We start from the raw sequence: 13,469 nt of genomic DNA on the forward strand, positions 1-13,469 counted from the left end.
CCTGATCACCACCGCGCCCGACCGCGCCGTGACCTGGACATGGTCACACTGGCGCCGACGCCACCAACACCGAGCCCGACAAGCCCACTACCAGCGAAGACAAGCCATCAATCACAAAGTGCGGCTGAAGTACTAGTCGTGCAGGCCGAATCGATCGTCGTCGCGGGTCAGGGCGAGCCGCCAGCACGTGGCGGTGACGTCCTTCACCCAATGCCGTCCCAGCATCGCCGGATCGCCCTTTAACGAGAGCGAGGACGCGACCATTGCGCCGAGTTCGGTGACCGCGTCGGTCGTGAGGTGGGTGACGAACTTGAGCGTGAGCGCGGGCAGGGTGTGTTCGTCCAGGACATCGCTGGTGTCGGTGCTGCCCTGGTGGACGCGGACCGCGCCGGAGTAGAACGACACCATCATGTGGCCGGCCGTCTGCTCGTCCTCGGTCAGCCGGGTCGACGACCGATCCTCGTACCAGAGACCGCACTTGTTCTCCTCGGGCTCGCTCCAGCCGACGAAGGAGATGAGCTTGATCAGCCGATAGGCGTCGTCCATCAAACCGGCTCCCTTTCGCTGGATGGAGAGATGCGCTCACTGCTCACCGTTGAGCCACTGCCACCGCGCTGGGGAGCGGTCGATCGCGGCGCGGGCGAGAGCACCGAGGATCAGTGGCCGGGCTTCAAGACTGTCCCAGCCGTGTACACGGCTGGGACAGTGACGACGTTCTCACCGAGTTTTCCGGGGCATCGTCGGTGGCGTGGGAGCGGTCTGGGCGAGTCATCCTCGCCAGACGTGGAGTATCTGCGCCATGAGGCGGAAGGGGAGGGCTTGTCCGTGGGTGTGGTCGACGGTGCCGGTCAGGTGCAGGTCGAGTTCCGGGCAGTGGAACAACCATGTCCCGGTGACGCCGGAGTGGCCTACGAGCGTGAGCGGGCGCCGGCCTGCTGACATGAGGCGGCCGACGTCGAAGAACATGGTGCCGAGCCCGTATCGAAGGATCGGGATGTTGCGGAGTCTGTTCCGTCGCTCGGTGAGGAGTTCCACCGATCGGGTGTGGTCGAAGACCTCGCCGGCGAGCAGTGCCTGCTGGAAGGTGAGGAGATCGCCGGTGGTGCTGACCAGGTCGTTGCTGGACTCGATCATCGAGGTCAGCTCGACACGACGCTGTCCGGCGTGGAGTGGCGAGGGTGCCGCGGTGTCCGTGACCGACCGGGGATGACCGGGAAGCCAGGTGCGGGTGAGGCCGAGCGGGGTGGTGATTCGCTCGGCCAGCAGGTCGGCTAGGGACCGCCCGGTCACCGCTTCCACGATGCGGATGAGCAGCTGGAAGCCGGTGTCGGAGTAGCGGGCTTTCTGCCGGGCGGCCGCCAGGTCCTGTGGCACGAAATGCGGGCGTTGCTGCTCGCGGACGATCCGCAGCACGTCCTCGAAGCGCCACGCCTGGTCCCGGCCGGCGCGGAGTTGCTCGTACAGGCTGGGGCCCGAGCGACGCTTCTCGAAGTAGTCGGGCAAGCCGGACGTGTGGCTCGCCAGGTGGCGAACGGTGATCGCGGACGTCCGGTCGACACCGCGGAGGACGTGGAGCCCGGCGACCGTCTCCGCCGGCAGGTAGCTGGCGATCGGTGCGGACAGCTCGAGCTCGTCGCGCTCGTGCGCCTGGATCACGAGCGTGATGATGAAGCGTTTGGTGATGCTCGCGATGAAGAACGGGCTGCGGGATTGCAGCGGGTGATCAGCACTGACGGGGGCGCAGGTGGCCGACCAGCGGAGCTTCCCGTCACCGGTCGCGATCGCGGTGTTGAGGTGGTGCACCCGGCGGCGGGTGACGAAGTTCTCCACCAGATGTGTCAGCCGCGCGTCGACGTCGGGGGTGACGGTGTTGTCGGGTGCCGGAGTTGTGGCGAGCGGCGGCGTCACATCGGTCTCCTCGCAGCTGTCCGTCGCGATCAATCAGCCTCTTAGACATGTCTACTGGACATGTCTAAGAGAGTCAACGGACTAGACTCGGCGCCATGGCGCACGTCATCCTCGGGCTGCTGTTGATCGCCCCGCAGAGCTTCTACGGCCTCGTCAAAGGCTTCAAGGCCGGCGTCGCGTTCTTCTACAGCGCCAGTTCCGGCAGTATCAAACGCGCGCTCGACAACCTGCTCACCCGAGGACTCATCGAGGTTGCCAGCACCGAGACCGGGGGACGCGGCAAGAAGACGTACCGAGTGACTGACGCCGGTCGGCTGGAGTTCCGCGCCTGGATGACCGACGAGTTGGGTGGGTCGGACCTGGAGAGCGCGGCACTGTCCCGACTCTACTTCCTCGGCCTGATGGAGCCCTCGGAACGGGTGCCCGTCCTCCACCGCATCGAGGCTCGCATCGAGAGCGACCTCACCAGGTTCTCGCAACTCGACGAACAACTCGAAACCGTGGACATCCCCGAAGGACGCGGCGATGTCGCGGCCCACCAGCGGGCCACACTCGACTACGGCATCGCCTCGCTCCGGTTCGCGCTCGACTGGTTCCGCGACTACGCCGACCGCCACGGGCCGAGGAGTAAGTAGGTCCTCACCTCGGTGCGACCCGCATCGGTGTGAACCCCCGCTCGTCGGCATGACAGTGCGCCCGGTCACCGCGTATCGACCGCTTCGCGGCATGAGAGTGCGTTGGACGCCGTTACTTGAGGGGCGGACGTGGCGTCGGATGAGGGGCGCGTGCAAACGGGGACCCTCAACGTCCCTGTTTTCCACACACTGAGCACTTAGTGCGACCCTCGACTACTACAGGAGCCACGAACGTGCGAGTCTTGCGCTCGCCAACGTAATCTGCCCGCCGCACATGCCCGGGTCGGCAACTGTTCAGGCGCATGCTGCGTCACACCATCTCTTATGTACATGCCCTCCACGTAACGGATCGTTCGGTTCATCGACAATGGCGCAACCGCACGATGGCACTCTAGTCCCCAGACATTCGGGAAGGGACTGTAACGCGAACGGTGTTTCCGGCCGTGGTTGTCAGTAGGTCTCAGCGCCCGGCCAGCGGTCACTGAAGGTGATCGAGAAAGCGTTCAGTGCGGGTTTCCATCGCATCGTCCACCGGGCTTGCCCGGTGCCAGTCGGGTCCAGGCTCCGGGTGACCAGATACAAGCATTTTAGCGCAGCTTGTTCCGTTGGGAAATGACCACGTGCCCGCACCGCACGACGATACCGCGAATTCAACGACTCGATCGCGTTCGTGGAACACAACACGCGACGGATCTCCACATCATAGTCCAAAAACGGGATGAACTCCTCCCGCGCGTTGCGCCACAGCCGAATCATCGCACCATACTTACCACCCCACTCCTCCTCCAGTTCATCCAACGCGGCCCCTGCCGCGGCCGCGTTCGGTGCCGTATAGATCGGTTTCACATCCCTCTTCAACGCATCCCAGTCCCGCTTCGACGCGAGCCGGAAACGTATTCCGCAGCACATGCACCACGCACGTCTGCACGATCGCCGCCGGCCACACATCCCGACCACCTCGGGCAACCCTTTCAGCCCATCACAAACCACGAAGAACACATCGCCCAGACCACGGTTCTTCATGCCCACCAACACGTGCATCCAAAACTTCGCGCCCTCGCCACCCTGACCGGCCCACAGCCCGAGCACATCCCGGCGACCCTCCAGCGTGACACCGATCGCCGCGTAGATCGGCCGGTTCGCAACCTGACCATCCCGCATTTTCACCTGCACCGCGTCCATGAACACCGCCGCATACACCGAATCCAACGGCCACGACTGCCAATCGCTCATCGCACCGATAACCTGATCGGTGATCCGGGACACCGTCTCCTTCGACACCGACGCACCATAAATCTCCGCGAAGTGCGCCGAGAGTCGAGTCGGCCTGGGGCGCAGTTCCGGCGTTGCCGTCGGTCTTTTTCCCCAGGCCGCTCGCCGAACCCGCCGTGCGCCTTTCAACGCAACGGGCTCTCCACGGTTTCTGTCGTTAGGCGTGGTTTGCGCAGGGCCAGGGGCTGGGAATACTGCGCCGACGGTACCGGGTGACCGGTGTCGCCGCGATGTTGCGCAGTTCGATCCCGTCCGCCGCGATCGGCCGCCACCCCGTTGGGGTACGCAGCCAGCGGTGGACGTCCTTCCATCTCCAACGCCGTTTGGTCTTGACCCATCGGACAATTCGCCACCAAATGAAGTAAGCGAGCCGGTCGAAGGTGTGCTTGGCCACGGCGTGCCGGAAATATTCAACCCATCCGCGTGTGATCCGATTGATCCGGATCAACACGGCCCGTAGGTCCTGCTGTGATGTCCTGCGCGTCAGCGCACGGATTCTCGCTTTCAGCGAACGGAGTGGACGATCGCCAATGAAAGTGTAGAGCCGCCACTGATCGCGGGTCCCCTTCTTGATTCTCCACCGGATGCGGAAACCCAGGAAATCGAACCCATCGCGGATATGCACGATCCGAGTCTTGGCCGGCGATAGACGCAGACCCATCGGAGCGAGCACCTGCGCGACTTCCTCGCGCAACGCCACCACGTGGTCTCTGGTGCCGAACACCATGACGACAAAGTCGTCCGCATAGCGGACGAGTCGCCAGGTCGGCAGACCCAGGCGCCGATGGCGGTGACGCCGGTTTTCTGTCGACATCCAACCCCCTGGCCGCCAGTCGCGGTGCAGATGCTCGTCCAGCACCGACAACGCGATATTGGCCAACAATGGAGAAAGACGCCCCCTTGCGGCGTCCCCGTCGGCGTGTCCCGTTCCTCGCCGAGCTCGGTCAGGATCCCAGCCTTGAGGAACGATTTCACCAACGTCAGCACACGCTTGTCCGTCACCCGCGCCCGCACGCGATCCATCAGGGCCACATGGTCGATGGTGTCGAAACAAGCTTCGATGTCGGCATCCAGAACCCATTCGTAGCCGCGGCTCCCGAATAGATGGATGTCGGCAATCGCGTCGTGCGCCCGCCGCTTGGGCCGGAACCCAAAAGAGACTGGATGAAAATCAGCCTCGAAAATGGGTTCCAGGACCAGTTTCAAGGCAGCCTGGACAACACGGTCAGTGACAGTAGGAATGCCCAACCTGCGGACTTTCCCCAACCCGCCTGGTTTGGGAATCAATCGTTCCCGAACCTGCTGCGGCCGAAACGAACCGTCTTTGACCGCTGCACGGATGCCGCCCAGAAACTCCAGGGCGCCGATTTCCCTCTCGATCCGGGCGACGGTGACGCCGTCCGAACCGGCAGTACGTGCCCCGGTATTCGATGCGACCCGCTCCCATGCAACACGCAGGGTTGCCGGGTCGTGCACGAGGTTGAACAAGTCATCGAACCGTCGGCCAGGATCGGCCGACGCCCAACGATGAAGCTTGGCCTGCATTTCCGATACCCGACGGAACGACCCAGCTTCGGGTTGTTCCGGAGCGCCACTATTCAGCGACGCATCTTTCGGCATTGCAGCATCCCTTCTTCTCGAAACCGCTGCCGTCCTTCCCCAACGTGACCGGCTCTCCCGGTCTCCGAGTACTACGACGGCTCCGCCCTGCCCAGCGTGTTCAGCAGACGGTGTGCCTATCCCGACGCGCAGACTGGATGCCCGCGAGCCGGGAACCATCGCCAGACAGTTCCCGTGTTCGCTGTTGATCGCTCGCCGAAGGAGGCATCTGACTTTGTTCCCGCGATATCGCCGTGGCTACGCCGCAGACCTTCACCACGGCCTCCCTGCGAAGGTGAAAATCCCCGCTCAGGAGTTCCCCGCCTCACCAGAGAACGGGTGCGCATCGCAACCGGCCATCCGCCAGGTTTCAGCCGGTGACTACTTAGGAAACGTAACACGCCAGTTCCTCGCGTATACCTCTTCGACTCGTTTGCCGGACCCGCACCATCTGGCAGTTCTGGCACGTCCCGATTTTGTCAGGGCCGACACTACCCAGCCGACGCTGCCGCTTCTTCACGATCACCGGCTCGAAATTCGAATCCCGATCCCGCGGCACCGCGATCTCCACCTCGCCCACCGCGTCCGAGACCACTGTCTTCGACCGCGTGCCGTTCCGCACGTTCGACCCCGCGCGCCCCGGTTCGGCCTGGTGCTTCTCATGGCCGAGATGCTCGGTCATCTCCGCGTTCAACGCCGCCTCGAGGACCGTCTTGGTCAGCTGCTTGAGCAGTCCCTCCGGGCCGGTCAACGCCAGCCCCCGCGCCTGAGCCTGCGCGACCATCGAGGCCACCAGCTCCTCCTGAGCCGACCGCGGCTTCGCCGCCTTCTTCTTACCCGTCGATCGTGAAGTCACAACATCCAGTGTCATCACACACCGTGCCCATCCCGCCGAGCCCACGCCCGGCGTGTCGGGCCGGAAACACCGTTACTGGGACAGTCCCTCACTCGCCCGATATTGCCAGCGAATTTCCGGCGCAGGACACTAGCGGACCTTGGGGGCTTCCGTCATGCCCGCTGATCGGACTTCGGTGGTCGGCGATCAGGCCGGGGACATCAAGGACGACCGGCGGGTTCAAGCCGGGGACATGACCTCGTAGAGGTTGCCGGTCTCGTCGGTGAAAAACAGGCCACGCGGGCAGAGCGGGTGGTCGATGCGGCCGTTGTCCGGTGCGGACGGCTCGCTGCCGTAGGGCACGCCGCCGGTGCGCAGGCGGTCCAGGATGCCGTCGAAGGTGGCCGGGTCCACGTCGAAGGCCAGGTGGTGGCCCGGTGTGTCCGTGTCCATGAAGTCGAGGGTGAGCTGTTCGTTCACTTTGACCGGCGCGAAGTGGCGGTCGGGACCGGCGCAGGGCAGGCCCATGACGTCGGCGAAGAATCGCGCGGCCCGTTCATTGTCCCTGGCGGGCACGATGGTGTGGTTCAGGGAAATCGGCATGTGCTCACGGTACGGAGTGAGCGCTCACTCCGGCAAGACTAACCACCACTGCGGCTTCCTCGGCGGCTGCACCAGGATGCTCCCCGCGGGCGTGCCATGCCCGGTAACGGTTGGCGTGGCGGTGCTTCCGCACGTCATCACACAGTCGCGGCTCCCGATATATTGGTGTGCGGCGGTCACGCCTGCCCGACTCCGAGCCGGTATGCCCACGCCATAGCCGGCAACCGAGGACAAGCCGTCTCCGACGCAGCTCGCCCCAGTGCCGCGTCAGGCAACGTTCGCTCCTGTGAGGCCCCTGTGATGATCTTTGTGGTACTTTCGGCGTCGCCGTGCACCACTGCGAATTCGAGGAGGTGAGACCGATCAACACTGTCACAGGTCGGGGCTCCCTCCTTTGCATGGCCTAGGGAGTGCCCGTACAAGGCATCCCGAAAGGCTTGAAACGCTGATGCGCTTCACTTCCCAGACGTCGTCGGATGGCGTCACCGAACAGTTCTTCACCCTCGACGAGATTCCTGGCGTGCTGTGGACGCCGGAAGACGCCCGCGGTGCTCGTCCCCTGATTCTGCTGAGTCACGGCGGCGGGCAGCACAAGACGGCCCCCAGCATCGTGTCCCGCGCGCGTCACTACGCGGCGGAGGGTTTCGCGGTCGTCGCGATCGACATGCCCAACCACGGCGACCGGCCCAAGGACGAGGAGTTCGGCCGGATTGTGGCCGAGATGCGGGCCGGTATGGCCGCCGGCGGGAATCCGGGCGCGCTGGTCGCCGGCATGCACAGTTATCTGACCGATCAGGCCGTGGTGGACTGGCAGGCGGTCCTGACTGCGGTCCAGCGCCTCGACCAGGTTGACGTCGGCCCGGTGGGCTACTGCGGCATGTCGATGGGCTGTGGGATCGGCATCCCGCTCATCGCCGCAGAACCCCGAATCCGCGCCGCGGTGCTGGGCCTGCTCGGCGTGCACGGGCTGGCCGAGGACGCCGCGCGGATCACCGTGCCGGTGCAGTTCCTGATCCAGTGGGACGACCAGCTGGTGCCACGCGACCAGAGCCTGGCCCTGTTCGACGCCTTGGCCTCGGTTGAGAAGGCGCTGCTCGCCAACCCCGGCAAGCACGGGGATGTGCCGTGGTTCGAAGTGGACAGCTCGCTGAGGTTCTTCACCCGGCATTTGAGCTGACACCAGATCACAGTGCCCGAACGCGCCGGCCGGAACTCGTTCCCGGCCGGCGCGTTCGGTCCAGACTGTACGGCAGGGCCGAGCGGGTGCGGGAGATCGATGACGATGAGGGTGCTCGTCTGTCGCGGATCGTGCGGCGCGGCACCGGGTCGGTGGTGACCTGGCGGCGGGCCCAGATGGTGCTGCTGTCCGTGCAGGCCTCCCCGAGCCACGAACCTCCACGCCGTCCTGCCCCTCGTGCCCATTCCACTGCCGTTGCCACCACTGACAATCGGCATGGCCTGGCACCCGCGGCACACCGCCGACGGGCCACCAGTGGCTGCCGTGCGCGGGGTACTCCGTCCGGCGCAGGAGGAATGACCCATCACCTGACCACGTGGGACCAGTAGCTGCTAGGAGCCGCCCGTAGCGGTCGTGCCGAGCCGGTCCACCAGTGCGCACAGCGCGCGCAACTCGGTGTCGGATAGGTCGGCGAGCACGGCGGGCGGACGGTGCACTTCGTCCAGCCAGCGCGTCCGGATGCGCTCGCCTTCCTCGCTGAGCACGACGACTTTGACCCGGCGGTCGGTCTGGTGCGGCCCGCGTCGGACGAGCCCGCGTTTCTCCAGCCGGTCGACGATCCAGGTGACGGTCGAGGCGTCGCAGTGCCAGGTGTCGGCGAGCGCGCGCATCGGCTGGCCCTGCCCCGGCTCCAGGCTCAGCAGTGCTTTGAGGTCACCGGCACTGACGTCGAGCCGGGTCAGGGTGCCGAGGTGCCGCTCATGCTCGCTCATCACGAACCCGCGCAGCGCCTGCCAAACCTCCGCTCGGACTCGCTCTTCCTGCCGCATGCGGGCAGCTTACGGGAACCAAAAAAGGTTGGATCTCTAATAATATTGGATATCTCAAAGTATCCGGCTAATGTGCTCCCGGTCAGCGTTTCTCTCCCTGGAGGTTTCCCTTGACCATCCTCGTCACCGGCGCGACCGGCCGTGTCGGCAGCCGCTTCGTGCCGCGTCTGCTCCGCGTTTCGGGGCCCGTGCGGGTGTTCGCCCGGGACATGAGCCGTGCGGCACCGCTGGCGGACCTCGGCGCCGACGTCGCGCTCGGCGATCTCCGCGATGCCGATTCCGTGGACGCCGCGCTCGATGGCGTCCGCACGGTCGTCCACCTCGGCGCCGCCTTCCGCGGGGTTTCCCCCGACGAAACCGCCGAGGTCAACAACGCGGCCACGGTGGATTTCGCGACCGCAGCGCTCAAAGCCGGGGTGGCCCGATTCGTGCACACCAGCACCACACTCGTGTACGGCCCTGGCCGCGGCAGGCCCGCGACCGAGTCCGACGAACCGGCCCCGCCGCCGTGGGCGTACCCGCAGCAGAAGGCCATCGCCGAGAAAGCGCTGCTGAGCCTGCACCGGACCCAGGGCCTGCCGGTGCGGATCGCCCGGCTCGCGTTCGTCTACGGCGACGGTGATCCGCACCTCGCGGAATCGCTGACGTGGGCGCGTGACTGGGCCCCGCACAAACGTCTGCACATGGTGCACCACGCCGACGTGGCGCAGGCGCTGTTCCGGCTCGTCCAAGCCGAGGGCATCGAGGGCCGGATCTACAACGTGGCCGACGACGCCCCGGTGACCGCGCACGAATTGCTCACCCTCAACGGCGAGCGGGTCGCCGAGGACGCACAAGACCGCCCGCTGGAAGACCCTTGGGACGGCGTCTGCGAGAACGCCCGCATCCGCCGTGAACTCGGTTTTCGGCCTATCCACCCGACTGTGTACTCAGCTCAGGACGCCGGAGCCCTCTAAAGGTTGTCCCGTAACGATGTCGCGTTGAGATCAATGATTTGGTGGAGCAGGTGATCAGCGCGGACCGGCCGGAGTGGGTGCCGGTGTTCACGGGTTTGTCGGTCCGGCAGTTCCGGGAGCTGGTGCGGATCGTGGCCGGTCGGGGTGGTGAGCAGGCCGGAACTGGCCGGCGATGGAGCCTGTCGTTGCGGATCGCGTGCTGCTGACGGCCGTGTACTACCGCACGAATCTGACGTTTCGGCAGGTGGCGCTGTTGTTCGGGATCTCGAAATCGGCCGCGAACCGGGTGGTGGATCATCTGGCGCTCTCGCCGGTGACCCGCGAGCACGGCCCGGACACGGTCCTGATCGTGGACGCCACCCTGGTCCCCACCCATGACCGCACCAGGTCCGCCTCCAGCAAAAACTACCGGTACTCGGTGAACATGCAGGTCGTCATCGACGCCGACACCCGCCTGGTCGTCGCGATCGGCGACCCCGCCCCGGGCAACCGCAACGACTGCCGCGCCTGCACCGACTCCGGCGTCAACCAAACTCGGGGCAGTCCCGACCTTTAGTGTTGTGTGATCGGCATCTGCAGTTCGGTCTGCCAGCGCTCCTCGGGCTCTGGGTGGGTGACGAGGTGCACCTCGCGGGCGGTGCCGTCCGTGCGGTAGCCGTTGTCCTCGATCCAGGTGGCCAGGATTTGATAGCCCTCGCCGATGGTGGCCATCGTTCCGTGATGGACATAACAGGCCGCCTGCTCGATCCCGTCGAGGTTGGCGATCTGGATCGAGTCGAGTGCCACGTCGTCGTCGACCGGGCACCCGGCCGTGACGGTCAGCCGATCCCCGTCAGCCGGGGCGTAGGTGGCCAGCGACATGCCCGCCGGACGTACCTGGTCCCGTTCCAGGGCCCCGAACAACTGACCGAACAACGATTTCGCGACCGGACCGACGTCCTCGTGGTTGTTGCTTTCCGCGACACCCGACGCCGATGCGATCCGGACTGGCGCGATCTTCTTGACCGTGACGTTCTTCGTGCTCATAGCACCTTCCCTCTCGATCATCAGAAGTCTCGCCTCGATCCGGCTGAGACGCGCGGCGTCGGCCGAGAGCTGTTCGGCCAGCTCGGATTGCCGCAGCCGCAACATGCCGCGTAGCTCCACGGTGTCGACCTTGGCGTCGATGATCTCGGCGACTTGTGCGAGTGTGAAACCGAGATCCTTCAACGCGACCAGGCGGTTGAGCCGTTTCAATTGGTCGGCCTCGTAGAAGCGGTAACCGGTGAACTGATCGACCCGGGCGGGCCGCAACAGGTCGATCGCGTCGTAGTGCCGCAGCATCCGCACGGATACCTGACCCAGGGTGGCGAAATCTCCGATGGTGAACATGATGGCGGCAACGCTCCTCCCTGACACCGTGTCAGGGTCAACAGATTAATGCTGCTCGCCGCCGGGGCCGAACAGGTTTCGCCGTTGTCGTGGCCGAGCAGGAACGTGAACCGGGCCAGGTCAGTGCGGAGCTGGCCGAGGTCGTAGGCCGGATTACCGATGAAATGCCGTAGGGGTGCGTTGAGGTGATCGTGCTCGTTGGCCGGCCAATCGTGGAAAAAGCGCAGGAGTTCAGCCAGCTCAGCCGCGTTGCCGGCGTCCACGTTCGCAGTGGGAATGGTCACGACCTCCGGTTGATGTGGTTGCTGGTGTTGAGGGTGGTGATTCCGGCGGCTCGGCCGAGTTCGGTGCGGAGCTTGTCGTTTTCGACGGTGAGACGGCGGATGTGTTACTCAGAGAGGTCAAGGTGCAGGCGCAGTGGCCACCGCCTGCGCGAGCGTGTCCACCGGGCGTGGTGGATCGTCGGTGGCCAGGGCGGGCAGCGCGATCACAGCGGTCTCCAGTTCGGCGATGCCCTCGCGTTCGCTACAACGTGAGCTTCAGTATTCGCGGACCTTCAAGTTGCCTCCTTTGCTTGTAGTTGTCCTGCGAACTTCCCGGTCCTCGACCGGAAAGCAACGGATGGGAGCCCAAGTCAAAAAACCCTCCATGCCGATCGATGCGAATCGATAATCAATTGTGCATCGAACAGCAGGAATAGCAGGAACAGTAGGAAGATCACCGGGGACCTAGCAGGTGAAGCCGGGATGAAACCACTCGCTGCCAGACTCGTGGGCGCTCCACATCAGTGACAGCATCCGTCGACGGTCTGCCCGACCGGTCTTCTCGGCCGGTCAACAGAACAAGGGAACTGACGGTCTTCGGCGTGGTAACGCTGGGCAGTCTGCTCGACGACGCACTGGGCACGAACCTGGGCATCCACGACACCCTGCTGTGAATGGGGCGGTGGCCTGCCTGGGCGTGATCTGGCTGATCGCGACCCCACCGGACGGTGGAGTACGGGTTAGAGGTGCCGTCGGACTTTGGGTTGAGACTGGTGAGGTCGCGTATTCAACTGTCGCGTGTTCGTCGGGGTTGGGGCGGTGAGTGATCGCCTGGGGCGTAGCGGCTCCAGGAGGCGCCGGCCTGCGTGGCGATCTTGGTGGTGGTGACTGGGTGGTAGCCGAGGGCGTCGGCGACCACGGGTGCGGGCATGGTGAGCACGTGCTGCTGGATGGCCGCGGTGCGCCCAGTTGTGGTGGGGACGCCGAGTCTGGTCACCAGCGCGCCGAGCGACCTTGGGTGCATCGGTTGCCCTGCGCGGCGGCCGGGGAACAGCCAGCGGGCGTTCGGGTTGGTGGCGGTGTTCATGTTGTCCCGTTGGCCGATCCAGGCCAGGAGCAGTTCCGCGACCGGTGCTGGGACTGGTGAGGACGGTTCGCCGAGGCGCAGCAGGACTTGGTCGCCGTCGCGGGTGAGGTCATCGACGGTGAGCCGGACGATCCGGCTGAGCGGTTGTGCGTAGAGCAGCACGATCACACCGGCGACCCGGGACCGCAGCGGCAAGTCGTGGCCGGTGAGCAGGCGGCCCAGCAGCGCGACCCGCTCGGGCTCGGGCAGCGGGGCGTTGCGGGTGACCGTGTGAGCAGGCAGCCGCAACGTCCGGGCGAGCTTGCTGGCCATGGCCCAGAGCAGAAACCGCGAAGCCGGCCCCGTTCGTGCTCACCGCGCCCGGCGTGCCAGGTGTCGATGTCGGCCTGGCAGCAGGTGTCCAGGGGGCGGCCGCGGTTGGCGAGCCAGCCGAGGAACTGGGTGGCCGCCTTGACCTGTCCGGAGGCGAAATAGCGTGTGGAGGGAGTCAGCGGTTCCCGCGCGGCGCGGCGGCGCAGCCGCGTCAGGACCTCCCAGGTGGCGAACCGCCGCACGAGCTGTTCGTGGTCGGGAATGCTGATGCCGCCGAGGTATTCGCCCAGCCAGCGCTCGAACGAGCAGATCTGTTTGTCCACCAGCGGCAGCACGCCGCAAGACATGAGCAGTTCCCGCAGGTGCCCGGCTGCCCGCCAGGGCTGAAGACGGTGGAACGCCTCGTGGGTAAGGGCGATGTCGCCGTTTCCCAGGCCGCGCAACAGCTTCGCCGCCGCGCCGGCGTTCGGTGGTCGCCCGTCGATCCAGCTCAGCCCGGTGCGCGGGTTCTTCATCGCGACGAGCAGCTCGTGCAGCGGAAGCAGCTCAGGACGGATCCGGCCGGTGCCGTCGTCCAGCAGTGCGGCGACTCGGTCGGACGGGGCGCAGCGAAGGCAGAGG

13 protein-coding genes and 3 pseudogenes are annotated in these 13,469 nt (G+C 65.6%); 5 read left to right on the forward strand and 11 right to left on the reverse strand.

Annotation, left to right across the window (positions count from 1 at the left end; translation table 11 throughout):
- Positions 1–132 precede the first annotated feature (132 nt).
- Positions 133–546, reverse strand: coding sequence for a hypothetical protein (locus ACM6LU_RS38285; protein WP_414942766.1), 414 nt, complete (start codon positions 544–546; stop codon positions 133–135).
- Positions 547–768: 222 nt separating this feature from the next.
- Positions 769–1,908, reverse strand: a complete 1,140-nt coding sequence (locus ACM6LU_RS38290) for a serine hydrolase domain-containing protein (RefSeq protein ID WP_414942767.1) — start codon at positions 1,906–1,908, stop codon at positions 769–771.
- Between the two features lie 95 nt (positions 1,909–2,003).
- Between ACM6LU_RS38290 and ACM6LU_RS38295 the strand changes: the two genes are divergently transcribed.
- Positions 2,004–2,543, forward strand: coding sequence for a PadR family transcriptional regulator (locus ACM6LU_RS38295; protein ID WP_414942768.1), 540 nt, complete (start codon positions 2,004–2,006; stop codon positions 2,541–2,543).
- A gap of 450 nt (positions 2,544–2,993) precedes the next feature.
- Here the strand turns inward: ACM6LU_RS38295 and ACM6LU_RS38300 are convergent, their stop codons facing one another.
- From ACM6LU_RS38300 to ACM6LU_RS38320, 5 genes and pseudogenes are all read right to left on the reverse strand, one after another.
- A complete protein-coding gene (locus tag ACM6LU_RS38300; protein WP_414942769.1) occupies positions 2,994–3,944 on the reverse strand; it encodes an IS256 family transposase in 951 nt (316 codons plus the stop codon).
- 28 nt (positions 3,945–3,972) lie between these two features.
- On the reverse strand, positions 3,973–4,476 hold the full coding sequence (locus tag ACM6LU_RS38305; RefSeq protein ID WP_414942801.1) for a group II intron maturase-specific domain-containing protein: 504 nt from the start codon (positions 4,474–4,476) through the stop codon (positions 3,973–3,975).
- Positions 4,459–5,594 (reverse strand): annotated as a pseudogene (locus tag ACM6LU_RS38310) (reverse transcriptase domain-containing protein); the annotation flags it as partial. The pseudogene ACM6LU_RS38310 and the gene ACM6LU_RS38305, both read right to left, overlap by 18 nt.
- Before the next feature lie 307 nt (positions 5,595–5,901).
- Positions 5,902–6,285 (reverse strand): annotated as a pseudogene (locus ACM6LU_RS38315) (transposase); the annotation flags it as partial.
- A gap of 204 nt (positions 6,286–6,489) precedes the next feature.
- The gene (locus ACM6LU_RS38320) at positions 6,490–6,852 is read right to left on the reverse strand and encodes a VOC family protein (protein ID WP_414942770.1); all 363 of its coding nucleotides are present in this window, start codon (positions 6,850–6,852) and stop codon (positions 6,490–6,492) included.
- Positions 6,853–7,300: 448 nt separating this feature from the next.
- Between ACM6LU_RS38320 and ACM6LU_RS38325 the strand changes: the two genes are divergently transcribed.
- A complete protein-coding gene (locus ACM6LU_RS38325) occupies positions 7,301–8,029 on the forward strand; it encodes a dienelactone hydrolase family protein (protein ID WP_414942771.1) in 729 nt (242 codons plus the stop codon).
- A gap of 392 nt (positions 8,030–8,421) precedes the next feature.
- Here ACM6LU_RS38325 and ACM6LU_RS38330 read toward each other — a convergent pair whose 3' ends face one another.
- A complete protein-coding gene (locus tag ACM6LU_RS38330) occupies positions 8,422–8,859 on the reverse strand; it encodes a MarR family winged helix-turn-helix transcriptional regulator (protein WP_414942772.1) in 438 nt (145 codons plus the stop codon).
- A gap of 110 nt (positions 8,860–8,969) precedes the next feature.
- Between ACM6LU_RS38330 and ACM6LU_RS38335 the strand changes: the two genes are divergently transcribed.
- Positions 8,970–9,815 carry an NAD-dependent epimerase/dehydratase family protein gene (locus tag ACM6LU_RS38335; RefSeq protein ID WP_414942773.1) on the forward strand — a complete coding sequence of 282 codons (846 nt, stop codon included), beginning with the start codon at positions 8,970–8,972 and terminating at the stop codon, positions 9,813–9,815.
- A gap of 41 nt (positions 9,816–9,856) precedes the next feature.
- Positions 9,857–10,350 (forward strand): annotated as a pseudogene (locus ACM6LU_RS38340) (transposase family protein); the annotation flags it as partial.
- A gap of 17 nt (positions 10,351–10,367) precedes the next feature.
- Here ACM6LU_RS38340 and ACM6LU_RS38345 read toward each other — a convergent pair.
- Positions 10,368–11,186, reverse strand: coding sequence for a MerR family transcriptional regulator (locus ACM6LU_RS38345; protein WP_414942774.1), 819 nt, complete (start codon positions 11,184–11,186; stop codon positions 10,368–10,370).
- 787 nt (positions 11,187–11,973) lie between these two features.
- Here ACM6LU_RS38345 and ACM6LU_RS38350 point away from each other — a divergent pair.
- On the forward strand, positions 11,974–12,123 hold the full coding sequence (locus ACM6LU_RS38350) for a hypothetical protein (RefSeq protein WP_414942775.1): 150 nt from the start codon (positions 11,974–11,976) through the stop codon (positions 12,121–12,123).
- A gap of 113 nt (positions 12,124–12,236) precedes the next feature.
- On the opposite strand, the gene ACM6LU_RS38355 is transcribed toward ACM6LU_RS38350, so the two are convergent.
- The gene (locus ACM6LU_RS38355) at positions 12,237–12,731 is read right to left on the reverse strand and encodes a hypothetical protein (RefSeq protein ID WP_414942776.1); all 495 of its coding nucleotides are present in this window, start codon (positions 12,729–12,731) and stop codon (positions 12,237–12,239) included.
- Positions 12,701–13,363 carry a hypothetical protein gene (locus ACM6LU_RS38360; RefSeq protein ID WP_414942777.1) on the reverse strand — a complete coding sequence of 221 codons (663 nt, stop codon included), beginning with the start codon at positions 13,361–13,363 and terminating at the stop codon, positions 12,701–12,703. The genes ACM6LU_RS38355 and ACM6LU_RS38360 overlap by 31 nt, the downstream gene beginning before the upstream one ends.
- Between the last annotated feature and the right edge of the window lie 106 nt (positions 13,364–13,469).

This window comes from Amycolatopsis sp. cmx-11-51, assembly GCF_047608665.1.
Taxonomy (GTDB): Bacteria; Actinomycetota; Actinomycetes; order Mycobacteriales; family Pseudonocardiaceae; genus Amycolatopsis.

What these genes read in the sequence shown, in the direction of transcription:
- ACM6LU_RS38345 (WP_414942774.1), bottom strand. Translation starts at nt 11,186, where the DNA reads ATGTTCACCATCGGAGATTTCGCCACCCTGGGTCAGGTATCCGTGCGG.
- ACM6LU_RS38305 (WP_414942801.1), bottom strand. Translation starts at nt 4,476, where the DNA reads ATGGGTCTGCGTCTATCGCCGGCCAAGACTCGGATCGTGCATATCCGC.
- ACM6LU_RS38325 (WP_414942771.1), top strand. Translation starts at nt 7,301, where the DNA reads ATGCGCTTCACTTCCCAGACGTCGTCGGATGGCGTCACCGAACAGTTC.
- ACM6LU_RS38360 (WP_414942777.1), bottom strand. Translation starts at nt 13,363, where the DNA reads ATGAAGAACCCGCGCACCGGGCTGAGCTGGATCGACGGGCGACCACCG.
- ACM6LU_RS38330 (WP_414942772.1), bottom strand. Translation starts at nt 8,859, where the DNA reads ATGCGGCAGGAAGAGCGAGTCCGAGCGGAGGTTTGGCAGGCGCTGCGC.
- ACM6LU_RS38320 (WP_414942770.1), bottom strand. Translation starts at nt 6,852, where the DNA reads ATGCCGATTTCCCTGAACCACACCATCGTGCCCGCCAGGGACAATGAA.
- ACM6LU_RS38295 (WP_414942768.1), top strand. Translation starts at nt 2,004, where the DNA reads ATGGCGCACGTCATCCTCGGGCTGCTGTTGATCGCCCCGCAGAGCTTC.
- ACM6LU_RS38285 (WP_414942766.1), bottom strand. Translation starts at nt 546, where the DNA reads ATGGACGACGCCTATCGGCTGATCAAGCTCATCTCCTTCGTCGGCTGG.